The organism is Shewanella sp. SR44-4, from assembly GCF_014163715.1.
Classification (GTDB): Bacteria; Pseudomonadota; Gammaproteobacteria; order Enterobacterales; family Shewanellaceae; genus Shewanella.
Map to the genome: position 1 here is coordinate 1 of NZ_JACJDU010000041.1, position 25,686 is coordinate 25,686.

The window sequence follows — 25,686 nt, forward strand, 5'->3', positions numbered from 1 at the left end:
ATCAGCACATCAGCACATCAGCACATCAGCACATCAGCACATCCAGAATAGTTGATCACAAGCATACTCTTCGCACAAGCTAATTTGTTTTACTAGCAAGAAAAACATTTACTGCTAAGCTCAAAGAGAAAGGTAAAAATAGCTGTCCAACTGAGGAAAAATATTTTACTTCCCTATTTAGGTTTTTTTAGTTAGAAAATGCTCATTGAATTAATACCACGCTTTTATTCAACATGAGGGTTTTGTTATGGCTAATCTTAGTGAAAGAGTGCCTGATGACACAGAAATGGACGCGATGACAACGCCTAGAAACGTTAAATCCGCAGAAACATTACAACATAAACGCCAAGTAAAACGCAGGTTAGAAGATTTCCTCGAACAAGCTCAATTACGTAAAGCGATTGGTGACGACGACTTTTTCTAAAAAATAGGGATAAACGCTAATGTCGTTTATCCCTGTCTATTTTAAGCGAGCGAACTTAAACACTATTAAGCGCTAATTAATCGCCTATTCACTCTTAGTTTGTACGCGCCTAGTGTGCTTACCGGCTTGTGTTTGTGTGAGTAGCAGCTCAGCTTTGGCCCCTAAGTACACATATATCCCTAACCCAACCAATAGCCCAACGACCGCCAACATCATCAGAATGGCTGGTTCAATATATTGCTTTTCTCCCAGCGACGCTTTAAACATGGTCAGCAAAGCTTCAATTGAAATCGCGATCAAAATGGTCGAAATAAACCGCGTAATCGTTCTTCGGGTCGAACTGTGGCGGAAGATATCTTTATGCATAAGCACTTCTTCTTCCAAAATGGTTTTACCCAAATCAAAAATAGCTAATGCCAATGTAAGAAAAATGATAATACCAAAGGGCTGTAGCGGATCATGGGTCGCAGATATTTGGCTAAATAAGGTATAAATATCGCGGATCACGGTCCACATAAGTACACTCACCAACACAAACAGACACAGTACAATCGCAGCATAAATGCTTTTAAAAAACGGTGACATTTTACGCCGAGCACTGTCGCCCATCATAAACTCGATCAATCGTGTTAGGTTGACATCAATAACCACAATAACCACTTGTCCAGAGGCCGATTTAATCATTTGTGATGCCGACAAACACAGCCCACCACCGGAGTTAGATAAATAAGGTCGAGTGATATGAACGGTGTCGATGGCAGTCAATTGAGTAAAATAAGGTCGCTGACTTCGGTCAGCATGATGACCGCAAGCCATTAGCTTAACTTGCTGATTAATGACACTGATATTAGGGCAAATCTGCATCCCTTGCTGATCAAGTAAATAAATGAGTTCCACAAAGGGATAACTAATCGCCATGTCTTCAAAAATTTTAGCTGAAATAGGCTGTTCGAATAGATTAATGTCTCCCACACCGATCAAAATCGATTCTAATAATTCGTGTACCAGGTGTTCATATTCATGGTAACGCTCAATCACACTTAAATAGCTCATCGCTGCCATAGGTTTTCCTTTTAATCAAGACTACTTTAGCTAAAGCAGTTTTAATGCCAAATAAATAATCTATAATTTTTATAGACTTAAATAATATGACTAAAAGGGGTTGCGATATAAACTGATTTGTCGCACCAAAACAGTGCTACATTTGAGGTATTTTTTCATTGCCGTTTTGCGATCAACATCTGCTAATATAAGTGCTAATACTGCTTACAACATTCTCAAGATTAGGAAAAGACAATGTCTGACTCTTTATTGCGTTATCAACAAGATATTCGTCGTTTTTCTGATGAATTAATTCGCATCCAAGCACCGATTAAAATTTTAGATTCGATAAAATGGCCAAGACAAGTTGAAGATGACTTTTTAGCCAAACAAAGCAAAGAATTACCCAGCGTCAGTAATGATTTCTATCAATCGATTCCTTTATCATTTAACGCAGATCAGACCCAGACCGACCTTCAAGGGTTAAAAAATGCCGTTGAGCGAGGTTTAGGCAAACGCGATAAGCTAGGTAAAATTTTACTGGCTAACATTGACCAATATCGAATAGTAATAGACATGCTGCATAACCGCGGCAAGCCAATGTTTGGTAAACTCAGCCAAGAGCTATACGGCAGTGCGAGCGACAAATTACATGGCGATCGTCATACGGTACGCCAACTGGGCGATCGCTTAAGCCATATATTTTCGCTGCCAGCAGCGCGTCACATGAGTAGCCGTCATCCTAAAATAGTGACCGCCCCAGAAGCGGTAACTATTCTTAGCGAACGCTTAGTGAAGTATTTTCATAACGATGAAATTCACGTTAAATTGAGCGATGGTATTGTCTCTGATGCGGCAGTAGGTGGCGATACCGTTAAGCTCAATACCCGCGCCATGTTCAGCGAATCGGATCTCAATGTATATGAAGTGCACGAAGGCTGGGTGCATGTGGGCACCACACTTAATGGTCGGGCGCAACCACATGCAACTTGGCTCAGTGTTGGTTCACCACGAGTGACAGCGTCGCAGGAAGGCTTAGCAGTGTTGATGGAAATGCTGACATTAAGCTCAAATCCAGGCCGTGCTCGTCGAATTAGCGATCGAGTATCTGCTGTCGACATGGCAGAACAAGGTGCCGACTTTATTGAAGTCTATCGATACTTTAGAAATCTCAACCTGAGTTCAAAAGACAGTTATCGTGTTACTCAACGGGTGTTTCGTGGTGGCATGGTTGGTGGTGGCAGCTTTTTCACTAAAGATATCTCCTACGTACGCGGTTATGTTGAAAACATTAACTTTATTCGTAGCGCCATCAGCACAGGTTTACCAGAACTAATCCCAATGCTGTTTTTGGGTAAATTAGCCATCGAAGACATTCCTGTTCTGTATCAAGCTTACCAAGAAGGCATTATTGCTCACCCTAAATATTTACCCCCAATGTTTGAAGACATTAGCGGTCTGTATGCTTGGTTTGGTTTTGCGTCTGGTATCGGCAATATCGACTTAAAAGGGGTGCAACGTCATTTTGCACGCCAATTCAAAAATGTTGTCCCGACTTCTGCTGTCGACTTATTTGAAGATTCAGAATTTGATAACAACTTCGAATAAAGAGTAAACAAAGGAAACTCGCTAAGTGTGGCATAGGTCACACTTAGCTGGCTTTACAAGTGCAATCATCAAATAAGCTAATGCATTGTTACACGACAAGTTTGCTATAGTGTAATGACCACGATGGTTGAGACTTACTATGAAACACATTCTATTTTCAGCGTTATTTTCAACGTTATTCTCCAGCTTGATATTAATAAGTGGCTGCACCCCAGCCACCCCTTCACAAGCATTAGGTACCTTAGAGCGCGATCGAGTCATTCTTCGTTCAACCGCCGCAGAAATCATTACTGCACAACCCATTAAAAAAGGCATGCAAGTCAACGCCGGTGATTTATTAGTCCAATTTGATACCCAAAAACAAGCCGCGCGCTTAGCGGTAATGCAAGCCGAAGTGGTCAAAGCCCAAGCCTACTTACTAAAACTCACCAATGGCGAGCGCCCTGAAGATATCGCCAGTGCCAATTCGGCATTAAAAAGTGCTAACGCCGCCAAAATAGAAGCACAAAAGTCTTATCAACGCAGCGCGAGTTTATTATTAAAAAATCTAGTCAGTGAAGCAGAACGCGATCGTGCTTTAGCGCTTCGCGATCAAGCCAATGCAGAATATGACGCCGCCAACGATCGGCTAACCATATTAATCAAAGGTGTTCGCCAAGAAGATATTTTTCAAGCCCAAGCGGCACTCGATGCTGCCAATGCCAACCTACGTTACGAGCAGCAGGTTTACAGCGACTTAAGCATTCGTGCAACTCGCAGCGGTAAGCTAGATAACTTACCTTACAATGTAGGCGAACGCGTCCAACTGAGTGCAATCGTTGCAGTTATTCAAGCTGATGCAGCGCCCTACGCCAGAGTGTATATACCTGAACCCTATGCTGCCAAACTTCACATTGGCCAAACGTTGTCGGTCAGTGTAGATGGTATCGACGGCACATTTAACGGCACACTACGTTGGATAAGTACTGAACCAGCATTTACCCCCTACTATGCGCTGAATCAATCAGATCGGTCACGATTAGCCTTTCTAGCTGAAGTCAATTTAGACAGTTCGGCCAGCGAGCTACCTACGGGCATACCAGCCCAAGTTATATTGCCGACACAAAAATGACACCATCCGTAGACCCACAATGGGTAATTCAAGCTCATGGCCTCACCAAAAAATTTGGCGACTTTGCTGCGGTCGAGCAATTAGATTTATTGGTGCCGAAAGGCAACATTTATGGGTTTTTAGGCCCAAATGGCTGTGGTAAATCAACCACCATTAGAATGTTAACTGGTTTACTCACTCCCACCGAAGGCACCATCAATGTCATGGGGTTAGCCATCCCGGAGCAGGCTGAAGCATTACGCCATAACATTGGTTATATGACCCAAAAGTTTTCCCTCTACGATGACTTAACGGTTACAGAGAACCTGCAATTTATTGGCCGAATCTATGGTATCGACAGTAGCACCTGCAAAAAACGCATTGATCAACTGCAAAGCACTTACAAGCTAAGCCAGTATCAACATCAACTGGCTGGCACCCTCAGCGGTGGACAAAGACAACGATTGGCCCTTGCATGCGCCTGTTTAAATCAACCTAAGCTACTGTTTTTAGATGAACCCACCTCAGCCGTTGATCCACAAAACAGGCGTGACTTTTGGGAGCAACTGTTCGATTTATCTGAACAAGGCACCAGTATTTTAGTCACTACCCATTATATGGATGAGGCCGAACGCTGCCATAAAATTGCCATTATGGAAAAAGGCAGGATCAGAGCAGATGACACGCCAAAAGCATTAATGGATAACATCAATGCCCATGTGGTTGAAATCAACACCACTGATTTAAGGCTGTTAAAACAAGTATTAATCAGTCACGTTGAAGTGACCTCTGCGGCGCAGTTAGGCCATAGATTACGGGTCTTGGTCAGCAAACAAGTGGCAGATCCTATCTCTTGGCTACTGCATCAGTGCCAACAGCATAATCGCCCCGTTAACCTGCAAGATATTCACTTGGTTAGCGCTAATCTTGAAGACGTTTTTGTCAGTCATACTGGACAGCGTGTTCCAGCCTCCCATGAAGCAACATAAGGGCTAACAACATGCTGAACAGTATTCGCCATAGCTACATGCGCATTCACGCCATTACCGCTAAAGAAGTTAAGCAGCTTATGCGCGATCGAATTACCTTTGCTATGGTGATAATGATCCCGCTGATCCAGCTGTTGTTATTCGGCTATGCCATCAATACTGATGTACGGGCAATACCAGTCGCTATTGTTGATCAAAGTGACTCAGCAGCAGGGCGCTGGATAGTCGAGGCGGTAAAAGTCACCCAGGTAGTGGAAGTCACATCCTATCTCACCACAGCCGAACAAGCTCAGGCTGCTATTCGCCGTGGCGACATTAAAGCGGCATTAATTTTACCGCCTACGTTGAACGAAAAAATCGCTCGCAATGAACCGATTGGCCAATGGATAGTCGATGGTTCAGACACCATGATTGCTGGCGCGATAAAGCAACTACGAAACCTATCGCTCAACGATATTGTACCTGAGCAAACCAGCAGCCAATCTCGGTTTGAAGTTAGCTTGTTTTATAATCCGGAGCAGCGATCAGCGGTAAATATTGTTCCAGGTTTAATCGCCGTCATTCTGACCATGACCATGGTACTGTTTACTTCATCAGCCATCGTTCGTGAGCGTGAACGCGGTAATCTTGAATTATTAATCACCACTCCGATTAAACCAATAGAACTAATGATTGGAAAAATATTGCCCTACATCGTCATCGGCTTAGTGCAAATGACCATTATTTTGGGCTTGGGCAATATTATTTTTGCAGTGCCCATCAATGGCGCTATCAGTCATTTATTATTAGGCACTTTACTGTTTATTACCGCGAGTCTGACATTAGGGTTAATCATATCCACTATTGCAAAAACCCAGCTACAAGCCATGCAAATGACCATTTTTGTATTATTACCGACCATATTACTCTCTGGATTTATCACCCCATTAGAAGCCATGCCGACGGCAGCCAAATGGATTGCTGAAGCACTACCAGGGACCCATTTTATGCGGGTGATCCGAGCGATTGTGTTAAAAGGGGCGACGTTGGGTGAGTTAATTAGCGATGTGTTATGGCTGGTGGGTTTTACAGTCATTGGATTATGGATTGCAGCGATGCGATTCAGTAAACGATTAGATTAGCGCCTATTGCATGACTCCAATAGGCGCTAGAAAGATGGGTCTAGTTATAAGCCACGGTCGATGACATATGCCTCGCCGTTACACTCTAAATAAACAGCACAAGACGGGTAATTAACTTTGCCACATTGCTTCAACACAATGGCATTACCGCCTCGTTGAGTCACTTGTAATTTGAGTGACTTAGTCATTGAAGACAAACTTGGAAGATCATCTAACTTTTCAGGATCCGATGAATTTTCACAATATGACGTGGTCACATCGCCAAGAAACTGTGCTTTGAACCTAGACATTTCTGCTGAGGTGTAGGTATCAACTCCAGCTATTGTGGCATTGCCTAGCGCAATTGTACCCGCATTGGTTCGCAGTGACAGGTTAGAGCAACCCGACACTAACACCGCACTCAAGATAGCTGCAACAGAGGCAGTAAAAAAAACGTGCTTCATAAAAAATCCTTTTAAAAAAGCATGTTTATCAATGTACTGATAAACATGCTTAGCTATTATTATTGTTGAATTATATTGCTCGGTGCCATTATCCGGCGATTGCTGAATGATTTAGCCAAGCGATTCAGCCAAACAAATTATCCGAACAAATTATCCGAACAATGCACCTGCACTATTTACCCACACTATTTTACCCACACGATTTACTCACACTATGCTTTGGCTTTTAGTGCGCGTTGCTTGATAAAGTATTCACGGGTTAAGCCAAATACTACAGGGCTTAATAGCACTAACGCAATTAAGTTTGGAATCGCCATCATCGCATTCAATGTATCGGCTAATAACCAAATAAACTCTAGCGAACTTACTGCACCCAAAGGCACAACCAAGGTCCAGATTAGACGAAATGGTTTTACGGCTTTATCGCCTAATAAGTATTGAATACATTTTTCACTGTAAAAACTCCAACCCAAAATAGTGGTAAAGGCAAACACAGCCAATGCGATGGCCACAATATAATTACCCATGGGCAAAGCATGTGAAAATGCAAGAGAGGTTAATGCAGCGCCGTTTTCGCCAGATGTCCACGCACCAGAAACTACAATCGCCAAGCCCGTTATTGAACACACAATGAGCGTGTCAATAAACGTCCCTAACATGGCCACTAAACCTTGTTTTACTGGGTTATTAGTTTGCGCCGCCGCATGAGCAATTGGCGCACTCCCTAACCCCGCTTCATTTGAAAATACACCACGTGCCACACCAAAACGAATCGCAGCCCATACCGCTGCACCCGCAAAACCACCTTGAGCTGCTACTGGGTTAAAGGCACTTTCAATAATCAACATAAAAGCAGCAGGTACTTCGTCTGCATATACAATCAATACCGCTAAACCTGCGGTAATATAAAATACCGTCATCAATGGCACTAACTTACCCGCCACTTCAGCAATACGTTTAATACCGCCCATGAGTACCGCACCCACTAGCACCATTAACACCACACCAGTAACCCAATTAGGTACACCAAAGTTACTGCTCATTGCATCAGCGACTGAGTTAGCTTGTACAGTATTACCAATACCAAAACCGGCAATAGATCCAAACAGAGCAAATGCAGTGCCTAACCAGGCCCATTTACTGCCTAAACCATTTTTGATGTAATACATCGGGCCGCCAACATGGTTTCCATTAGCATCGGTCTCACGATATTTTACCGCCAGTACAGCTTCCGAAAACTTAGTCGCCATACCCACGAGCGCCGTACACCACATCCAAAATAATGCCCCGGGTCCGCCAATAAAAATCGCCGTAGCCACACCAGCGATGTTACCCGTACCAATGGTGGCCGATAATGAAGTCATGAGAGCATTAAACGGACTGACATCACCTTTTTCACTTTCATCAGTAACCTGACGACCCGACCATAATAATTTAAAACCTCGATTCAGTTTTAAAATAGGCATAAATTTTAAGCCTATCGACAGAAACAGCCCGACCCCTAAAATCAAAATCAGCATGGGAACGCCCCATACTATACTGTTAATCATACTGACAAATTGCGTGACTGCTTCCATGTAAAAAACCTCATAATGAGTAATGACTTATGTCGAATATTATAATTATTAGATGTTTGGTTATTTTTATTATGGTTACGGTGGCCCAACTCCACTGCAACGATTGCATTTTTTAGATTACCCCGATTAAGTTAACCATGGCAAGCCACTGCATGAGCTAATGAATCATCTTCAAGATGATTCATTAGCTCATGCACATACAAATTATTTTTCGAGTACCACTTTCAATGACTCTAGACCTTGCTGTAAATCAGCACCTATCATGGTTTCAAAATCGATAAACAAAAACATTAAGTTAGTTGGATAAGCAAAATGGCCACTAAAACCCCAATCAACTTTAGTTTGATTAGCATTAACGGCTGTAGTGCTCATATAGGCAGGCTCGGTCGCTTCAAAGGGTGAAATAAACCGTAATTCAAAATCGATACGTTTACCTTCATCTATGGCAATAATTTCTTGCTCGCCAACACCTACATCTGGGTTTTCACTTGCCCAAGCAGACACAAAGCCTACTGTCGCATCGGTACCGCGGTAGGCTTTCACCATCTCGAGATCCATTTGCGCCCACTTACTAAAATTATCTTGGTTTTTTAGATGTTTAACGTAATCAAAAACCTCGGAGATCGGTTTATCTATGGTGATAGTACGAGTGACTGAATAGTCTTTTTGAACAAATAGGGCGACAACAAAAGGGATCGCTATAATAGTCGCGACAGCAACGAGAATTTTTCTAAGCATTATTATTATCCTCTAGTATACATAGCGTTATATGTCAGACTTTTTGGCTTAATGGCCAACACGCAATCTCCTCAGTATACCGACTAACAGCAGGCTAACAATAAAAATTAACATTGGGTTAACAATGGCTTCTCATTAAACATCGTGTTGACGTCACACCTGCGGCTATTGCTTGAAATGCGATCGCATGAACAGAGTCCTGTCATAAATGACCAGAAAGGGTCTGCTTTATATCCACTGATCATTTAACGCAGTTCGATCGCTATCTATCTCACCCGTATTGACGACACCTCGAGGTTCGATAATCATGATTTTGCATTCTTTTTTCGCCATGGGTTTATGCTCAACCCCTTTAGGAATAACAAACATTTCCCCTGCCTGAAGCGTAATGTCCTGATCGCGAAAAGCGATCTGCAACGTTCCTTCCATTACAATAAACACTTCGTCAGTATCGGCATGTTCATGCCAAACAAACTCACCCTCGACTTTAACCAATTTAAATTGATAGTCATTCATTTCTGCAATTACACGAGGAGACCAATGCTGGTCGAACAAAGAGAACTTGTCATTGAAATTAATCACTTTCGTTGGCATAGAAACGTTCCTAATAAATGGTCATTATTATTATGGTTATAGTTATGGTTATAGTTATGGTTTGAGTTCTGATTCAGATTTTGGTTCTGGTTCTGGTTCTGGTTCTGGTGAATAAGTTTCAACGGGGTCTGTGTTGAATTGTTGCACCAATTTAGTCATACATGACTGACAAACACATTGGCCATTAGGTAAATCAACCAAAGTAGATGCGGCTTTGTACTGCTCAATAATCAATGGCATGTCTAACGTTTGCTTAGCACACCAGCATGCATCAATGGCTAATCCTTGCTCCATCGCACAACCGTTAGCTTGCTGGCAAAGTGGGCACGATTGTGCTGCTGAAGTAAATAATGTCATTGTCCAGCCTGTATGGTGATGATGATGACTGAATATACTGACATTTAGCATCATGCTCAATAAGCGCTCTGCGTATTACATTTCTGAAAATGAATTAACAACCAATAAAAATACCCACTAAGCGTTAACTTAATGGGTATAACTGACAAAGATTAATGGTTTAGACTAAGCAAATATAATTACTTTATATTATTTTTAAGCGGAAAAACCGGATACGAAGCCGTGCCCAAAACAGGTTTGCCGGCAACGGATTGGCCATAATATCCTTGGTGCTTATGATAGGTGGCTTGAGTCTTACTCACATCACCGTTAAAACGAGGATCTTGTGGCCGATCAAACGAATTAAGGTAAGCCGCTACATCCCAAGCTTGCTGAACTGTTAATTGCACGCTTTTGCCTAACGGCATATTTTCATAAATAAAGTCAGCAGCTGTATTTACCCTATGCATGCCTGCGCCCCAATTATAGCTTTGAGCTCCCCATAATGGTGGTAATGCAGTAACACCAGCAATCACTTGTCCTTGGCCATCTTCACTATGACAAACTTGGCAATGTGCTTGATAAACTACCTGACCACGTTCAGGAGAATAAGCCAGTTCAGGTTGAGGTGTTTTCGGATAGCCGCGCCCAGGAAGCTGGCTTAACGCTGCAGTATCCAAATGTTTAGCAATAGCTGCTGGCATTGGGAAATCATCCCGTTTACCGCCTTTAACCAACTCCACATCAGACAACTCAGGCACTGGGCCTGCAACCTTGTATAGATCCATTAATCCGCTCATGCCCAACCAGTAAGAATAGGCCGATATTGCCACAAGTTCAGGAGAGTTTGCCGCCGGAGCTTTACCGTTCATTGAATAGGTAAAACAACCTTGTATGCGCTCTTGAAAAGAGTTTACTTTATCGTTTTTCTTACGATAAGCAGGGTAAGCAAAGTATGCCGCCCATAAAGGCGACGAATTAGCTTGTCGTCCTGAATTCATATGGCAGTTAACACAATTGAGCTCATTGCCAACGTACTTGTCTCGTAGCTGTTGGGTGTTAACAAACAATTGATAACCTAACCGAACCTTGTCACCAAAATCCCCCTCGGGAATAGCAGTTAATGGTGCGGGTTGAAGATAAACAGCATCAACTTTTTTCTCCAGCGCAGGTAATGCAGCTTGGCGATCGGGTAGTGTCGTCGAAGACTCTGACGATTTTACCGCAGTAGGCTTAGCCGGAACTTCGGTCAATAATTCATCGGCCTGTAAAGGCAAGCTAAACAGAGCGCCAATGGTCAATAGCGATAATAATTTCATAGCCATGTCCTTATTTTATATTGGCAAAAAACTGAGATAACCCATCGATTTCGGCAGCCGTTAATTTCAGCGCAATATTGCCCATCATGTTATCAGCATCGCCTGTACGAGAGCCCTCTTGCCAGGCTAATAATTGGGTTTTAAGGTAACTGGCTTGCTGCCCCGCTAAACGAGGAAACTGCCCGCCACCCACGGCAGATGGACCATGGCAACTAACACATGCTGGAATGGTACGTGACCAGTCACCTTGAAAGGCTAATTTTTCGAACGGATCGCTAATACCAACCTTGTCACCGCGAAATTGGAGCGGAATGTCAGCAACAGGTTGCTGACTAAAATATTGCGCTACCACAGCAATATTGTCACCTTGCACCGTTGCAGCCATTGCTAACATGGTTGGATTTTGACGTTTACCTGCATGAAATAACGCAAGTTGATTGCTGATGTAATCGGCAGATAAGCCTGCTAAACGAGGGCCAATAATGTCGATACCTTGACCTTGTGCACCGTGGCAAGAAGTACATAGCTGAGCCGCAGCAGGAACCGGCAGTTGTGGGGAAGTTGTTTCTGCAGCTTCTACGGTCATAACAGTTAGCATCGTTATGCCAGCCAATGCAGCGAGCTTGTAAAAGGATGTTTTCATCATCACACCTCTTTAGTCATTCGTTATTGGTTATTGGTTATTGTCTTACCACCATAGGCTAAATATATTCAAAAAAGAATACGGCAAACGTCGAATATTTAAACAAAAACCCCGTTAATGGAACCATTAACGGGGTTTTAATTGAGTGAATTTTACACTGTACTACTTTGGACGCACGCCTAATGTATGGCAAATGGCATACGTTAATTCTGCACGATTAAGGGTATAAAAATGGAAATCTTTAACACCTTCACGGGACAATACTTTCACCATATCAATAGCAACGTTGGCACCCACTAATTGACGTGTTGCAGGGTCGTCATCTAAACCTTCAAATTGACGATGTAACCAATGTGGAATGGCGACATTGGTCATGCCAGCAAAACGCTTAGTTTGTTTAAAGTTAGTCACAGGTAATATCCCTGGAATAATCTCAACATCTATACCAGCTGTAACGCAACGGTCGCGAAAACGTAAGTAAGATTCAACATCAAAGAAAAATTGAGTAATGGCGCGGTTAGCACCCGCATCAATCTTTTTCTTTAAGTTAATTAAATCAGCCTGCGCATTACGCGCATCAGGATGCACTTCAGGATACGCTGCTACCGAAATATCAAAGTCGGCCACTGAGCGCAGTAAACGCACTAAGTCATTGGCAAAGCGAGTTGGTTTTGGGCTACCGTCAGGTAAATCACCGCGCAATGCCACGATGTCTCTAATACCAGAATTCCAATAATGCTTTGCCAGCTCAACCAATTCTTCATCACTAGCATCAACCAAGGTTAAATGCGGCGCAGCGAGTAGATTGGTTTCTTTCTGGATACGTTCAATCACGCTATGAGTACGGTCACGTACACCAGAATTGGCACCGTATGTTACTGATACAAATTTAGGGTTCAATGGTTCTAAACGACGAATAGAATTCCACAAAATCTCTTCCATTGCTGGCGTTGATGGCGGAAAAAACTCAAAAGACACATTAATATCATTCAGCTCAGACAAGCTCTGATTTAACGACTGGGCATGTTGTGCATGATGAAAAGCCATAATGTATTCCTTTAACTTCTGTAACACTTAGGAGTCTATACCAATCAGCTTAAATGATTAACTTAACCTAAATCATTTGGCCGTTTGGACGTCTATATGTCCATATACTAGTTTAACTGCATACTAAGTCAAGCTAAAAAACCATCAATAAGCAATTTGTAATAATCACATTAACGCTAGGCCTAAATCATAGACAATATAAAACGGCTGAAAACAGCCGTTTGTTCATCTATCTGCAGGCTTTTTTTTCATCAGCCTGCAGACTGTGTCATTTGATAATGTTCAAATTATTTTTTAAAAAGTGCGCTAACACTTAGGTTCTAACAAAGTTAATAGCATTAGTGACTATATCTGATGTTAATGTGCGATAGACATGATGACTCTCTGACAATTATCGAGTTGCATAACGTTTGGTTTTATTAGCAGTTGCTTTTATTTGCGAACTGGATCGACTTTTGTAAAACCTAACTGCCTAAATTTAGTTTATTGTGCTAAATTTAGAACTCACCGTTCTAATTTTAATCTTTTGTGAGGCAACCATGGCGCATCGTTGGCAAATTGCAATTTCTGCTGGTTTATTAGCAGCTGTTTGGGCTGGTCTTGCTGATGTATTTCATCTCGTGACATGGGTCGGCTTTCTGGGCTGCAGTACCTTTTTCGCTCAAACGGAAACTGGCGCTAAAGGCATGATGATGGCGATGATGACCAATCTTTCCGGTGTATTCTGGGGCTGGTTAATTATTGCAGGCAGCGGTGTTCTAGGTTCGCCAATGATCAGCTATGCATTAACAGGCATTGTCACCGCATTTATGTGCTTACAAGCCAGTAATAAAAACTTCGCCTTTATTCCCGGCACCTTTATCGGTTGTTGCATCACTTTTGCCTTAAATGCTGATCTAGCCGCTATCATTCCACCACTTATTATCGGCGCCGTACTCGGTTACAGCATGAGCCTACTCACAGGCCTATTAATAACGTTAACCGATAAAACAGCTGAATCATTAAAAGATGACGCAGTAGAAGAAGCCTAAGCACAGGCGACTTAGATTGTGTCGCCTTAAGAGTATTCGTTACCTGCGAGCAAATGGCTAAGCAAATGTTCAAATGGTATCTACCAATAATGAATGACAATGTAGTTTAAAGACGCATTAATACCATTTGACTCAGGTGAGCTCTAATTTAAAACTAAAACGAGGCATAAGGTAGTCAAGTTTACGTTTTTGTTGAGCGATTCTTATTTCTACACTTCCTCAAGAAATCTCGTGCAGCTTTCCTATCGAATCCATATCTCGGTATGCCAGAGAAAACCATTCCTGCGCCCATCTGAGGAACAGGATCGCCTATGGCTAACCCCACGGCACAATTAGTCGTACTAATGCCGCTAAAAAAACTTGAATTATTTGAACAAAATAGATAATCCGTACCTATAAGAAGTTCGATTCCGTTGAATAGTATCCTTCCTTTTGTCATGATAATTGTATGTGGTGGCTCAAAAACTAGTTGAAGTAATATTTTCTTATGACCTTCTCGAATTGTTAGTTTTTGACCTACCCATTCTATATCCCATTGCTCTGTTCGATAGATTAATTCATTGTCTTCAATTTGTAATATAGGTACATTAAATTCGTTAAATGCAATGAATTGTAATAATAACTTACCTTCCTCCACACGAAAACCAACTACCGCTAGACCATCTATGACCAACGGAGCAAAGAAAGCGGTTTCAGGGAGATCCTTAAACTGGAAAATACTATTCGCCAAAACTAATTGAACGCTCTTACCGGAGTAATGCAATAAATGATTTTTTGACACACCAGATCTTAAATTAAACGGATTGTTATTTGCTTCAATAACATTTTCTTTTGGCAATAATCCATTCGTCTTTTCTCCATGATGCTGTCTACACAATAATGTAATCTCACTCGCAACATGTCTTTTTACTTCGGCCCATTCAAGCATATGCTCATATTCGTATAACGGCATCCCACATATTACGCAGCCAAAGCCACAACGTTGTCGCACTTCTCTTTTTATTTTTTGGGATATTGGAGGCCTTTGTTCTTTGGTCATAACTCCCCTCACTTAACGTTTTTGTATTTCTCATTGGCTATTGGCCAGACATAGGATGTTATAACAGTTTATTCTTTATGATAGTTGTTCCTGTATAGCACGTCGGTTAATCATTTGTTCTAATTATAACTTTCAGGCTCAATAACATTGAGGCCGTTGAAGAAAATAGCGTGAATCCAGACATGGATGTCTGGTTAGCTTTCGAGGGGAAGGGACGCCCCATTGGAAGCGTTAGCATTTTCAAATAAGGCCGAGGCTGGATTAAAACGAAGTTAAAAGCTGAATCAATTTCCGTCGCGACCTTTTCGCTTCTCAGAAAATGTTGCCGGAACGCTGAGGGTTTGCAAAGGGGTACAAGCGCTTTACCCCTTTGCTCTGGTGTGGGCGAAGCGCCACGACGTTAGTGGCCGCAGGTCATAAAGCAATAAGGCCATAAAACGAGATCCCAGCTCACAAACATTCCCGAGAGGACATAAAAAAGACCATCAATAATGGTCTTTTTTAACAAAACTACTCTTGCAACAAGTCTTTGCAAATATGCACCAAATCCGACTGCACAGCCGCAGCAGTCACCTCACGCCCAGCCCCTGGACCGCGAATAATCAATGGATTACCTTGATAAAACGCACTGCGAATAACAAACACATTATCGCCTGGGGTTAAATTGGCATAAGGATGATTATTATCAACCCACTGCAAACTCACTTCAGCCTGTAACTTGCCTTCCACTTTATCCAGCGAAGCCACATAACGTAGCACCTTGTTCTGTTCAGCCGCAGCGACATACTGCTGCAACAAATCATCGTCTAACTCACTGATGCGTGTTAAAAAATCTTCTAGTGACAACTCTGCTAAAGCTTGAGGCACTAATGAGTTAAGACTAATATCGTCTAGCTCTACCGCTAAACCTATCTCGCGAGCCAAGATTAACAACTTACGTTGCATATCGCGGCCAGATAAGTCATCACGAGGATCCGGTTCAGTAATGCCTAAACTGCGAGCATGCAGTACTAATTCTGAGAACGGCTTACTGCCATCATAATTTTCGAACAACCAACATAACGTGCCCGAGAAAATACCACCCACGGCTTCAATAGTGTCACCACTATTACGTAAGTCATTTAACGCATGTTGAATAGGTAAACCTGCGCCACAACTGGCGTTATAACGCCAAAATAAGCGGCGATTACTCAGCTGCTGCTTTAATTCACGATAAAATGGCAATGGCCCTGAGCCGGCTAATTTATTGGCACTTACCACATGAATACCACGGGCAAATAGCTCGGGATATTGTAAGGTTAAGGCAGCACTCGCACTGATATCTAAGGCGACAATTTCATCGCATGATAACTGCGCTAATTGATCAAACAGTTGATCATAATCCCATTCAATGCCTTGCTGTTGATAATCTTGCTGCCATTGTTCAAGGTTAATTCCGTCGTTAGAAATTAATGCTTTTTTCGAACCGACTAAACCAACGAGCTCAACAGAGGCTTCGAGTTCGTGATCTAATGCTGGACTGGCGCGTTTAAACAAATCAATCCACGCCTCACCAATGTTACCCACTCCCAGCAATAACACTCCAATACGCATTCTTGGTCCAGCACAACGACGATGTACTTTTTGGGTCAATAAACTCACTTGAGCTTGCGGGACTAAGGTGACCAAACTTAATGCATCTTGATAAATCGGTTTGGCATCACGGCTGAGTAGTCGGGCAAAACTGCGTCTAAAGTGATGAGCATCGGCACTGACTAATGCCACTAGGCCTAAGTCAGTTTGGGCACTCAACTCCTCAATCAAAAATTCGCTGCTGTATTGAGTGAGCAAAGCTTGCACTTGTTTTTGGCTTTCAAGCGTTAACGCCAACTCAAACTTATGTTGTGCTAGCGACCAATAAGCTAACGGCGTGATACCAGCTTTATCCAAAATGGCCAACAATGGTTCAATGTCTGCGTTCATTTTAAAACTAAACAACACCACTTCATTTAAGTTAGTCACGACTGGCGCACTCGCAGATGAACTCAGTGGCGCAATTAAGGTGAAGTCGGTGTGCGAAGCATAGCTTGAGCGTACCGCTAAACTCACTTTAGTATTAAACAGTGGCTGTAAGGTACGAGAATGCAGTACAGGAGAGCCCAGGCGCGCTAAGCGATCCGCTTCTGCGAGTGACATACTCTTGAGTAATTTAGCATCATTAATTTTATTCGGGTCGGCGTTAAATACCCCTTCAACGTCGGTCCAAATGGTCACACGCTCAATGTCAGCTAAGCTGGCAATTAAGGTGGCACTAAAATCAGAACCATTGCGACCCAGCAATAAGGTATCGCCGTGGCGGTTAGCGCATATAAAGCCGGTGATCACTAAACGCTCTTGTGGGTGCAAGGCTAATAAGGCCTGTACCTTATCACGAGACTCAGCCACTAAAATATTGGGTACGGCGCCTTCATCGGCTACCAAAATAGAGCACGCATCGACATGAGTCGCAGCTACGCCCATTTCTCGTAACAAAGCGGCCATTAAGCGCGCCGACCAACGTTCACCAAAACTCACCACTTGGTTTAATTGGTAATCGTTACGTTGCTCTAAAGATAATAAGCTGACTAACTGAGATTTGTCGGTAGACAAACGTTCGCGTAAATCACGCGCTTGCTCGTTTGATAATAATTGTTCAATTAACGTCTGCTGGTAACTGATCAGAATTTGCAGCTCTTCTTGCCACAACTGACCGCTGTCACGCAGGCTCAATAATTTGTATAAGAAGTTAGTCGTTTTTCCGGCGGCGGATACCACAACTAAATCATCACTCTGACCATGCGTAAGTAGAATATGTGCAACACGGCGATAGCAATCTGCATCCGCTAAACTTGAACCACCAAACTTATGTAAATGACTTCGCGTCATTACTGACTCCTTAAACAACTACGACTTTTGTTGCGACTGCTAGACTTCTATTTTGAAACCAATAGTGTTGCAAGTGCATGTTTTGCTATTTTACCCAATTTGGTCGAAACCACAGCTAACTTAAACTCGAATTAAGCTGATTTTATCGCGGCAACAGCTGCTAGGCCTGCTTGAATATCGGCCAAGAGGTCATCTGCATCTTCAATACCGACAGATAGTCTCAATAAAGTCTCTTTAATACCAGCCTCTTGCCTTGCTTGTGGGTCCATTGCTCTATGGGTCATAGTGGCCGGAACGGCGACTAAACTTTCCACTCCGCCTAAACTTTCGGCAACACTAAACAACGACAGCGCCTTTAAAAATGCCACCACTTCCGCTTCGCCGCCGATTAACTCAAAACTTAACATAGCGCCAAAGCCTTGTTGTTGTTTTGCCGCAATTTCGTGACCTGGATGGTCTTTTAAACCCGGATAATACACCTTGGCCACCACATCACTGGCGCTGAGTAACTCAACAATCTTTTGTGCATTACGTTGATGCTCACGAATTCGTACCGCTAAAGTACGTAAGCCTCGGAGGGTTAAATAACTGTCAAATGCTGACCCCGTAAGCCCAAGAGTATTTGACCACCAATGTAACAACTCACCCACTTGAGGATCTTTAGCCACTACAGCCCCACCGACCACATCGCTATGACCATTGATGTATTTGGTGGTTGAGTGAATCACAATGTCTGCACCTAATAATAATGGCTGCTGTAATATTGGTGATAAAAAGGTGTTATCGACTGTCACTAGCGCGCCAACGTCATGGCAAGCGATACTAATGGCATTAATGTCTACCACCCGCAATAAAGGATTCGATGGCGTTTCTAACCACACCATTTTCGGTTTTTGAGCTATCGCTTTGCTCAGCGCTTGCGCATCAGTTTGATCAACAACCAATAACTTAAATTGGCCTTTTTTGGCCAAGTTAGTAAATAAGCGGTAACTGCCACCATAACAATCGTGCGGCACAACCAATAAATCCTCTGGGCCAAGTAAGCTAGTCACCAATGTAATCGCCGCCATGCCGGTACATGTCACCACGCCGGTAGCACCTTGCTCGAGTTTGGCGAGTGCGTCACCTAAAATACATCGAGTAGGATTACCCGAACGACTGTAATCAAACTCGCGCGGATTATTGTGGCCATCGAATGAATAATTGGTCGATAAATAAATCGGTGGCACGATAGCACCATGTTGTGTGTCTGTTTCAATACCTTGGCGAACGGCCAATGTGGCGTTTTGATGCTTAGTCATGGTAACTCCTAAAATTTCACAAACACACAAAGAGATGTCTAGACGTCCAAATTTACCTAAGAGATCCCCATCCGTCAACTTAAATAGACGTTTAGACGTCTAAACATCAAGAAATCTATTTGCAATCGGGATTAAATAGTAGCAATAATTTGACTAGAGATTGTAACGGTTTAAAATCTGCAGCGTATTTATCGTTAAGGGTAAGTTAATGACTGAGTGGAATGGCGAATATATCAGCCCATATGCCGAGCACGGCAAAAAAAATGAACAAGTAAAAAAAATTACGGTTTCTATCCCTTTAAAAGTATTAAAAGTACTGACGGATGAGCGGACGCGTCGCCAGATAAATAATCTGCGCCATGCAACTAACAGTGAACTGCTATGCGAAGCATTTTTGCATGCGTACACAGGTCAACCATTACCTTATGACGGTGATCTATCAAAAGATCAGCCTGATAGCATTCCAAGTGAAGCGAAAAAGTTAATGGATGATATGGGTATCGAGTGGGAAGAGCTCGAATAATTCACTGATTAGTCAATACCTCACAGACTTTGAAACGACCCTAATAAGAAGTCGTCATGTTTTTAAAGAGAACTTATGATGTCATTTATCGATCCAACGACCTTGATACTGGCATCGATTATCGTGTTTTTTGGCGCGCTAACCCAAAGCTTAATTGGCTTTGGGTTAGCCGTTGTTGCTAGCCCGCTGCTGTATATTGTTAATCCTCAATTAGTTCCTGTTCCTATTATTGTTATGGGCTTTGCCATTTCTGCAATGACCTTATTTAGAGAACGCGGTCATCTACAATTTAATGGTTTGCAATATGCCTTACTCGGGCGGATCCCTGGGGGGTTTTTAGGCGCTGGATTATTGCTGTTTGCCCCACAAGCCATACTAGGCTTAGTGATTGCAGGCATTGTGTTTATTGCTGTTATTCTTAGCATCTTTCGCTTTACCGCCCCTATTAATCGCCTCAGTTTATTTATCGCTGGGGTATTTTCAGGCATATTTGGCAATATCGCTGCTATCGGTGGTCCACCAATGGCCATTTTGCTTGCAGGCCAAGACCCAGGTCAGTTTAGAGCGGCATTATCTGCCTTTTTCGTGTTTAGCTCATTAATTGCCTTAGCTATTCTAACCATCGTCGGCTTAGTTGAAGTGAAGCATTTATGGCTATCACTGCTATTATTGCCTTCAGTCGTTGCTGGTTATCTTGTCTCAGGTAGATTAATTGGCCGCGTTGATAAAGATAAAACCCGCATAGTCACCTTAGTGTTATGTAGTATTAGTGCCACTGTGTTAGTGATTATGTCGACCAACACGTTAATGAGCTAATCAGCTATTCTGTACCTGTAAACAAAACCAGCCATCAATGGGCTTGTTCGCTAATAATGATTAAAATCTTCCCCTTCTATTTATCAAGCAGTCTATTTCTCACCTAAAAACGCCATCAATAAGTATCAAAAAAACCACTTTTATCTCCTCTAGCAAAATCCTCATCTTGGCGCAATAGATCCACATCACACTAGTTCATTAGATTTCTTTCAATTAACTTTTTTTCAATTAGATTTTTCTCATGGATATGATCTACTTCAAATTAACACTACTCACTTTTAGGTAACATTGTTTACAGCAAATAAATAATTAAATGCTGTTAATGCACAACCCTAATAAGCCCGACAGAGGACAAAATGATGAACACTTACATTAAAGTTGGTATCGCAGTTGCTATGGCATTATCACTTGGCACCCAAGTGATGGCCGCAGATGGTGGTAATCCTAAAAAAGGTAAGCACCTGTACAAAAAAGAATGTAAAGCCTGCCACAGCGCTAACAGTGAAGGTCCTGAATTAACCCCAATGACCAAAACCATGAGCCAATGGGATCGTTTCTTTACTCGTGATAAGCACAAAGCTAAACCTGCCGTTTTTGAAGCCTTATCAGAAAAAGACATAAAAGATATTCAACAGTTTTTATATGACCACGCCGCCGATTCAGACCAACCAGCTACTTGCGGCTAAATCATCAATGCTGAGTATCTTTTCGTTCTAAACGAAACATCAGCCAATAAACCAAACGAAAAAACTGTGAGGCTTAGCCTCAGGGATCCTGACACAAAAAATTTGCCAAATTGACCTTGTTATTTGGCAAATAAAGGGGAGAAAGACCATGAGAACTCTCATCTCAATATTAGTGGCTAACGCGCTCTTTATGAGCGGCGCAAGCCTAGCAGCAGATACCGATGCACAAAAGATTGCCGATCTTAAACAACAACTGGCTACTATTAATGAAGATCTTGATTACTTAAATTCACGAGTTGACAAAACCGAGCGTCACACAGCCTTAGACAGAATAGCCATTACGGGTGATTTTAGAACCAAAGCACATTCATTACATTATCAAAACGTCACTTGGAACCCAGCCATGAACGTTAACTTTTCTGACTTTGGCGCTAAAGCCATGTCAGGAGTATTTGGCGATCCAAACAGTGCTACCTCACCGTTAGGCCAAATGATGATGGCAAACCCTGATTTAGCCAGCGCGTTTCAAAGCGGTATGCTTCAAGGCGTTATGCCAATGCTGTTGGGCCAAAAAACCCAACAGGACATTGATAACGATATATTTTACACCACGCGCTTACGCCTAAACATTGACGCTAAAGTGTGGGATAACGTCAGCTTTGCAGGACGTTTAACCATGTTTAAGAGCTGGGGAGACTCTGCTGGAGTTAAAGTATTCGACTCATGGAACTCATTCACCATGGACGGCACCAGTAGCGGTAGCACCAGTGGTGATGAGTTAAAAGTAGAGCGCGCCTATTTTAATTGGAAAGACATTAATGGTAGTGGCACTTACCTTTCTATTGGACGTCGCCCTTCAACGTACGGTCCACCAAATCATTATCGTGAAAATGAACTCAGAGGCGGCACGCCATCAGGTCACTTAGTCAATTTCAACTTCGATGGTCTGACCTTAGGTTACAACTTGGGTGATATTACCGGTATTGAAGGCCAAACAGTACGTTTTTGCTATGGCCAAGGCTTTGAATCACAGTACGGCAATGGCGAATTGTTTGGTGACATCATCACTAAAGATACCCACCTCGGCGGGTTTAATATCGACGTGATTAATGACGGTAACCATTTCTTACAGTTCACTTTATTCGGTGCTAAAGATGTCAATGATGGCTTTACGGGCACCATGGCATTCCCTACTCAACTGGCGGGTATCTTTGCCCCAACCATGTATCAAGACATGCAAAAATTCGACAACTTTAACTTCGTCACCCGCGTACAACCAAGCGGTGTCATTGGTGATATGTACTTAGGTGGCCTAGGTTATGCCTATGAAACCGATGACGACCTGAAAATGTTTGCCTCATTAGGATGGACTCGTGCTGAACCTAACGGCAATGCTGGTTTGTTCGGTGGCATGTTAAGCGATGCAGTATTTGAAGCAGAGTTGAACAGCACTGGAACTGAAATCATTATGGTGCCAAAAGAAACCGTTGATAGCGACACCAAAGATGGTTACGGCATTTATGTGGGCATGCAAATTCCTGCACCATACGGCAAATTCGGTTTGGAATATAACTACGGTTCTAAATACTGGAGTCCCTTCACCCAAGCACAAGACGACCCAATCGGCAGTAAGTTAGCCACTCGCGGCCACGTTGCCGAAGCTTATTATATCTTTGATATTAATCCAAAAATGTTTATCAAGTTAGCCGGTTTGTATTACGACTATGAATATACCGGAAGTGGCTCACCAGTAGGTGCACCGATGAAGGTTGACGATGTGATTGCCGGTAGCGCGTACTCAATGTTGCCCGTTGTTGACACCGCCTATGACGTCAATGCCTCACTGACCGTTAACTTCTAACGCTAACTTAACCTTCTAACTTGGCCCCCCTGAGCACAAGCTCAGGGGTAAGGACAAATATCATGAAACTATTATCAGCACTGGCTGTATTACTGTTATTAAGCAGTAGCGCACAGGCTGCCTTTAACCACAAAGAGGCGCTGAAAGGGCCTTTTGCTAATGGCCCTGAAGTGACGACACAATGCTTAACCTGCCATAAAGAACATGCTGAAGAGTTTATGAAATCTTCACATTGGACTTGGGAGTTAGAGCAAAAACTACCTGACCGCACAGTGATGCGTGGTAAAAAGAACAGCATTAACAACTTTTGTGTATCGATATCGGGTAACGAACCGCGTTGTACCAGTTGTCATGCCGGTTATGGTTGGAAAGATTCTACATTCGACTTTAAAGACATGACCAAAGTCGATTGCTTAGTCTGTCACGACACCACAGGAACTTACATTAAAGATCCTGCGGGCGCAGGCGAGGCCTTAGCAAGAGTCAATTTAGCCAATGTTGCCCAAAATGTGGGTGCTCCCGTGCGTGACAATTGCGGCAGTTGCCACTTTTACGGTGGCGGCGGTGATGCGGTTAAACACGGCGATTTAGACTCATCAATGTCTTATCCAGACAAAGCGACCGATGTCCACATGGATACCGATGGCAATGACTTCCAGTGTCAAACTTGTCACGTTACTGAAAATCATCAAATTACCGGTAACTCGATGGGCGTATCACCTGGTGGTGAAAACAAAATTGGTTGTGTAAATTGCCATGATGCTGCGCCTCACAAAAATAAAAAGCTCAATACACACACAGCAACTGTAGCGTGTCAGACTTGTCACATACCATCATTTGCTAAAAATGAACCCACCAAAATGCGTTGGGATTGGTCACAGGCAGGTCAAGATCTTCCTGAAACAACAGACCAATACGGCAAGCACACCTTTATGAAAAAGAAAGGCAGCTTTATTTGGCAAAAAGACGTTAAACCACAATATGCCTGGTTTAATGGCCGCGCCGATGCGTATATGGCTGGCGATAAAATGGACCCAACTAAAACGGTTAAATTAGCTTATCCATTAGGTGATATTCGCGACCCTAAAGCTAAAATCTACCCATTTAAAGTGCACACGGGTAAGCAAATCTATGATACTAAACTCAATATTCTAATAACCCCTAAAACGTACGGTGAAGGTGGCTACTGGGATAAGTTTGATTGGGACTTAGCTGCCAAATTAGGCATGGAAGCTAACCCAACCATGATAGAGAAAGGACTTAAATACAGTGGCCAGCATGGTTTTGTTGAAACTGAGATGTGGTGGCGCATCAACCACATGGTGTCACCAAAAGACAAGGCACTACAGTGTAATGACTGCCACAACAAAGGCGAGCGTTTAGACTGGAAAGCCCTTGGTTATGATGGCGACCCAATGAAAAATCGTAAAGGTATTAAACATACTAAAGCTGACTAATACTCAGATAAGCTCACTGCAACAGCAATAAGCTGATACAAAAAAACCGCTATCGACTTTACGATGGCGGTTTTTTTATTCGCTAAATAACCAACTAAAAATCCAAACCTTGGCACTGAAAATCTTGTTCAATAGCACTGATTGGATCGGTAAAGCGCAACCGTTTAGCCAACAATTGCAATGGTTTATCAAAGTTGTCCGGCCCTTTAGGTTGTAGCACTGGATAAAAGCGGTCGTGTAAAATCGGCATGCCTAAACTTTGCATATGTACACGTAATTGATGAGTTTTACCGGTAATCGGACTTAACTCAAATAAGCCAAAACCATTTTTTACCGCCACTAAACTGATTTCAGAATGACTATTCGCCTCGCCTTCAACCACCTGCATGGTAAAGCTTGGATTTGCCGCCACAATACGATTTTGAACAGTCCAATGAATAGGAAGCGTACAAGTATTATCGGCTAATTCACTCACCAACCTAGGCGTTAATTTAGCGATGGCCTGATAATCTTTAGTGATCTTGTCATCTAAAAATAGTTGATGATATGCATGGCGTGTTTGCGGATTGAGCGTCATTAACATCACCCCAGCCGTATCTTTATCGAGCCTGTGCGCCGGTGCGACCGTATCTATTTGAGTGGCGATACGTAAGCGATGCACTAAACATTCATTGACGTAATTTCCGCCTGGGGTAACAGGTAAAAAATGCGGTTTATAAACCACAATGGTATCAAGATCTTGATACAACACCTGCTCAGCAAAAGGCACTTTCGTTTCGGCCAGCACTTCGCGGTAATAATACACTTTGGCAGTGGCTTGATAGACACTGTCTGCGGTAATTAACTCACCATTTTGCCAATGAACTTTGCCATCTTTGATCCGTTGCTGCCACACACTGGCATCGATTTGCTTAAAATGATCGACCAAAAACTCAACTACTGTGTGGTATTGCTTACCTGCTAATTCATTAGCACGCGGCAACACAATATACGAAGGCTGAGCGGCAATGGCAGCGCTTGGTGTTTGGGAAGAGGATTGAGGATGATCCGCAGTGTAGTTTGATGAATTAGGCATAAACAACTTGGCTATATAAAGAT

General features: G+C 42.7%; 24 protein-coding genes. 11 read left to right on the forward strand and 13 right to left on the reverse strand.

The features are described 5' to 3' along the window. Positions 1-247 precede the first annotated feature (247 nt). Entirely contained in the window at positions 248-424 is a 177-nt protein-coding gene (locus tag H5125_RS16565) for a PA3496 family putative envelope integrity protein (RefSeq protein ID WP_011638952.1), read from the forward strand. Between the two features lie 84 nt (positions 425-508). Here the strand turns inward: H5125_RS16565 and H5125_RS16570 are convergent, their stop codons facing one another. Next, complete coding sequence (locus H5125_RS16570; protein ID WP_101085127.1) at positions 509-1,486, reverse strand: PDC sensor domain-containing protein; 978 nt, start codon at positions 1,484-1,486, stop codon at positions 509-511. 234 nt (positions 1,487-1,720) lie between these two features. On the opposite strand from H5125_RS16570, the gene H5125_RS16575 reads away from it, so the two are divergent. The 4 genes from H5125_RS16575 to H5125_RS16590 all read left to right on the forward strand — a co-directional run bounded on the left by H5125_RS16575 (position 1,721) and on the right by H5125_RS16590 (position 6,273). Beyond that, complete coding sequence (locus tag H5125_RS16575) at positions 1,721-3,073, forward strand: flavohemoglobin expression-modulating QEGLA motif protein (protein ID WP_182744785.1); 1,353 nt, start codon at positions 1,721-1,723, stop codon at positions 3,071-3,073. Positions 3,074-3,212: 139 nt separating this feature from the next. After that, positions 3,213-4,184 carry an HlyD family secretion protein gene (locus H5125_RS16580; RefSeq protein ID WP_101085125.1) on the forward strand — a complete coding sequence of 324 codons (972 nt, stop codon included), beginning with the start codon at positions 3,213-3,215 and terminating at the stop codon, positions 4,182-4,184. Beyond that, complete coding sequence (locus tag H5125_RS16585) at positions 4,181-5,152, forward strand: ABC transporter ATP-binding protein (protein WP_182744786.1); 972 nt, start codon at positions 4,181-4,183, stop codon at positions 5,150-5,152. The genes H5125_RS16580 and H5125_RS16585 overlap by 4 nt, the downstream gene beginning before the upstream one ends. Before the next feature lie 11 nt (positions 5,153-5,163). Next, complete coding sequence (locus tag H5125_RS16590; RefSeq protein WP_101085123.1) at positions 5,164-6,273, forward strand: ABC transporter permease; 1,110 nt, start codon at positions 5,164-5,166, stop codon at positions 6,271-6,273. A 44-nt stretch (positions 6,274-6,317) separates the two neighbouring features. Here H5125_RS16590 and H5125_RS16595 read toward each other — a convergent pair whose 3' ends face one another. The 8 genes from H5125_RS16595 to metF all read right to left on the reverse strand — a co-directional run bounded on the left by H5125_RS16595 (position 6,318) and on the right by metF (position 12,970). Further along, entirely contained in the window at positions 6,318-6,716 is a 399-nt protein-coding gene (locus H5125_RS16595) for a hypothetical protein (protein WP_101085122.1), read from the reverse strand. Between the two features lie 212 nt (positions 6,717-6,928). Beyond that, on the reverse strand, positions 6,929-8,293 hold the full coding sequence (locus H5125_RS16600; protein ID WP_182744787.1) for a sodium:alanine symporter family protein: 1,365 nt from the start codon (positions 8,291-8,293) through the stop codon (positions 6,929-6,931). Between the two features lie 204 nt (positions 8,294-8,497). Continuing rightward, positions 8,498-9,031: an SRPBCC family protein gene (locus tag H5125_RS16605; protein ID WP_182744788.1), complete on the reverse strand. Its 534-nt coding sequence runs from the start codon at positions 9,029-9,031 to the stop codon at positions 8,498-8,500. A 228-nt stretch (positions 9,032-9,259) separates the two neighbouring features. Next, complete coding sequence (locus tag H5125_RS16610) at positions 9,260-9,625, reverse strand: cupin domain-containing protein (RefSeq protein WP_101085119.1); 366 nt, start codon at positions 9,623-9,625, stop codon at positions 9,260-9,262. Between the two features lie 54 nt (positions 9,626-9,679). Continuing rightward, positions 9,680-9,982 carry a cysteine-rich CWC family protein gene (locus H5125_RS16615; RefSeq protein WP_182744789.1) on the reverse strand — a complete coding sequence of 101 codons (303 nt, stop codon included), beginning with the start codon at positions 9,980-9,982 and terminating at the stop codon, positions 9,680-9,682. Between the two features lie 179 nt (positions 9,983-10,161). Further along, positions 10,162-11,280, reverse strand: a complete 1,119-nt coding sequence (locus tag H5125_RS16620; RefSeq protein ID WP_259395476.1) for a c-type cytochrome — start codon at positions 11,278-11,280, stop codon at positions 10,162-10,164. Between the two features lie 10 nt (positions 11,281-11,290). Beyond that, positions 11,291-11,878: a c-type cytochrome gene (locus H5125_RS16625; protein WP_259395478.1), complete on the reverse strand. Its 588-nt coding sequence runs from the start codon at positions 11,876-11,878 to the stop codon at positions 11,291-11,293. Between the two features lie 207 nt (positions 11,879-12,085). Continuing rightward, a complete protein-coding gene (metF, locus tag H5125_RS16630) occupies positions 12,086-12,970 on the reverse strand; it encodes a methylenetetrahydrofolate reductase (RefSeq protein WP_011638965.1) in 885 nt (294 codons plus the stop codon). A 539-nt stretch (positions 12,971-13,509) separates the two neighbouring features. On the opposite strand from metF, the gene H5125_RS16635 reads away from it, so the two are divergent. Beyond that, positions 13,510-14,001, forward strand: coding sequence for a DUF1097 domain-containing protein (locus H5125_RS16635; protein ID WP_162023932.1), 492 nt, complete (start codon positions 13,510-13,512; stop codon positions 13,999-14,001). Positions 14,002-14,182: 181 nt separating this feature from the next. Here H5125_RS16635 and H5125_RS16640 read toward each other — a convergent pair whose 3' ends face one another. The 3 genes from H5125_RS16640 to metB all read right to left on the reverse strand — a co-directional run bounded on the left by H5125_RS16640 (position 14,183) and on the right by metB (position 19,245). Next, entirely contained in the window at positions 14,183-15,040 is an 858-nt protein-coding gene (locus H5125_RS16640; RefSeq protein ID WP_102036599.1) for an HNH endonuclease signature motif containing protein, read from the reverse strand. Between the two features lie 510 nt (positions 15,041-15,550). Then, a complete protein-coding gene (locus H5125_RS16645) occupies positions 15,551-17,944 on the reverse strand; it encodes a bifunctional aspartate kinase/homoserine dehydrogenase II (RefSeq protein ID WP_182744790.1) in 2,394 nt (797 codons plus the stop codon). Between the two features lie 131 nt (positions 17,945-18,075). Further along, entirely contained in the window at positions 18,076-19,245 is a 1,170-nt protein-coding gene (metB, locus tag H5125_RS16650; protein ID WP_101085113.1) for a cystathionine gamma-synthase, read from the reverse strand. A 208-nt stretch (positions 19,246-19,453) separates the two neighbouring features. Here metB and metJ point away from each other — a divergent pair, with 208 nt between their 5' ends. The 5 genes from metJ to H5125_RS16675 all read left to right on the forward strand — a co-directional run bounded on the left by metJ (position 19,454) and on the right by H5125_RS16675 (position 24,588). After that, entirely contained in the window at positions 19,454-19,768 is a 315-nt protein-coding gene (metJ, locus tag H5125_RS16655; protein ID WP_011638970.1) for a met regulon transcriptional regulator MetJ, read from the forward strand. A gap of 75 nt (positions 19,769-19,843) precedes the next feature. Further along, positions 19,844-20,584 carry a sulfite exporter TauE/SafE family protein gene (locus H5125_RS16660; RefSeq protein ID WP_101085112.1) on the forward strand — a complete coding sequence of 247 codons (741 nt, stop codon included), beginning with the start codon at positions 19,844-19,846 and terminating at the stop codon, positions 20,582-20,584. Positions 20,585-20,940: 356 nt separating this feature from the next. Beyond that, a complete protein-coding gene (locus H5125_RS16665) occupies positions 20,941-21,270 on the forward strand; it encodes a cytochrome c (protein WP_101085111.1) in 330 nt (109 codons plus the stop codon). Between the two features lie 148 nt (positions 21,271-21,418). Continuing rightward, positions 21,419-23,131, forward strand: coding sequence for a DUF3373 domain-containing protein (locus H5125_RS16670; protein WP_162023936.1), 1,713 nt, complete (start codon positions 21,419-21,421; stop codon positions 23,129-23,131). Between the two features lie 62 nt (positions 23,132-23,193). Continuing rightward, a complete protein-coding gene (locus tag H5125_RS16675) occupies positions 23,194-24,588 on the forward strand; it encodes a tetrathionate reductase family octaheme c-type cytochrome (RefSeq protein WP_182744791.1) in 1,395 nt (464 codons plus the stop codon). Positions 24,589-24,682: 94 nt separating this feature from the next. Here the strand turns inward: H5125_RS16675 and H5125_RS16680 are convergent, their stop codons facing one another. Beyond that, complete coding sequence (locus H5125_RS16680; RefSeq protein WP_182744792.1) at positions 24,683-25,663, reverse strand: pseudouridine synthase; 981 nt, start codon at positions 25,661-25,663, stop codon at positions 24,683-24,685. Positions 25,664-25,686: the final 23 nt, after the last annotated feature.

What these genes read in the sequence shown, in the direction of transcription:
- H5125_RS16660 (WP_101085112.1), top strand. Translation starts at nt 19,844, where the DNA reads ATGATGTCATTTATCGATCCAACGACCTTGATACTGGCATCGATTATC.
- H5125_RS16575 (WP_182744785.1), top strand. Translation starts at nt 1,721, where the DNA reads ATGTCTGACTCTTTATTGCGTTATCAACAAGATATTCGTCGTTTTTCT.
- metB (WP_101085113.1), bottom strand. Translation starts at nt 19,245, where the DNA reads ATGACTAAGCATCAAAACGCCACATTGGCCGTTCGCCAAGGTATTGAA.
- H5125_RS16580 (WP_101085125.1), top strand. Translation starts at nt 3,213, where the DNA reads ATGAAACACATTCTATTTTCAGCGTTATTTTCAACGTTATTCTCCAGC.
- H5125_RS16585 (WP_182744786.1), top strand. Translation starts at nt 4,181, where the DNA reads ATGACACCATCCGTAGACCCACAATGGGTAATTCAAGCTCATGGCCTC.
- H5125_RS16605 (WP_182744788.1), bottom strand. Translation starts at nt 9,031, where the DNA reads ATGCTTAGAAAAATTCTCGTTGCTGTCGCGACTATTATAGCGATCCCT.
- H5125_RS16570 (WP_101085127.1), bottom strand. Translation starts at nt 1,486, where the DNA reads ATGGCAGCGATGAGCTATTTAAGTGTGATTGAGCGTTACCATGAATAT.
- H5125_RS16670 (WP_162023936.1), top strand. Translation starts at nt 21,419, where the DNA reads ATGAGAACTCTCATCTCAATATTAGTGGCTAACGCGCTCTTTATGAGC.
- H5125_RS16635 (WP_162023932.1), top strand. Translation starts at nt 13,510, where the DNA reads ATGGCGCATCGTTGGCAAATTGCAATTTCTGCTGGTTTATTAGCAGCT.
- H5125_RS16640 (WP_102036599.1), bottom strand. Translation starts at nt 15,040, where the DNA reads ATGACCAAAGAACAAAGGCCTCCAATATCCCAAAAAATAAAAAGAGAA.
- H5125_RS16600 (WP_182744787.1), bottom strand. Translation starts at nt 8,293, where the DNA reads ATGGAAGCAGTCACGCAATTTGTCAGTATGATTAACAGTATAGTATGG.
- H5125_RS16665 (WP_101085111.1), top strand. Translation starts at nt 20,941, where the DNA reads ATGATGAACACTTACATTAAAGTTGGTATCGCAGTTGCTATGGCATTA.
- H5125_RS16675 (WP_182744791.1), top strand. Translation starts at nt 23,194, where the DNA reads ATGAAACTATTATCAGCACTGGCTGTATTACTGTTATTAAGCAGTAGC.
- H5125_RS16590 (WP_101085123.1), top strand. Translation starts at nt 5,164, where the DNA reads ATGCTGAACAGTATTCGCCATAGCTACATGCGCATTCACGCCATTACC.
- H5125_RS16615 (WP_182744789.1), bottom strand. Translation starts at nt 9,982, where the DNA reads ATGACATTATTTACTTCAGCAGCACAATCGTGCCCACTTTGCCAGCAA.
- H5125_RS16595 (WP_101085122.1), bottom strand. Translation starts at nt 6,716, where the DNA reads ATGAAGCACGTTTTTTTTACTGCCTCTGTTGCAGCTATCTTGAGTGCG.
- H5125_RS16565 (WP_011638952.1), top strand. Translation starts at nt 248, where the DNA reads ATGGCTAATCTTAGTGAAAGAGTGCCTGATGACACAGAAATGGACGCG.
- H5125_RS16610 (WP_101085119.1), bottom strand. Translation starts at nt 9,625, where the DNA reads ATGCCAACGAAAGTGATTAATTTCAATGACAAGTTCTCTTTGTTCGAC.
- metF (WP_011638965.1), bottom strand. Translation starts at nt 12,970, where the DNA reads ATGGCTTTTCATCATGCACAACATGCCCAGTCGTTAAATCAGAGCTTG.
- metJ (WP_011638970.1), top strand. Translation starts at nt 19,454, where the DNA reads ATGACTGAGTGGAATGGCGAATATATCAGCCCATATGCCGAGCACGGC.
- H5125_RS16625 (WP_259395478.1), bottom strand. Translation starts at nt 11,878, where the DNA reads ATGCTAACTGTTATGACCGTAGAAGCTGCAGAAACAACTTCCCCACAA.
- H5125_RS16645 (WP_182744790.1), bottom strand. Translation starts at nt 17,944, where the DNA reads ATGACGCGAAGTCATTTACATAAGTTTGGTGGTTCAAGTTTAGCGGAT.
- H5125_RS16680 (WP_182744792.1), bottom strand. Translation starts at nt 25,663, where the DNA reads ATGCCTAATTCATCAAACTACACTGCGGATCATCCTCAATCCTCTTCC.
- H5125_RS16620 (WP_259395476.1), bottom strand. Translation starts at nt 11,280, where the DNA reads ATGAAATTATTATCGCTATTGACCATTGGCGCTCTGTTTAGCTTGCCT.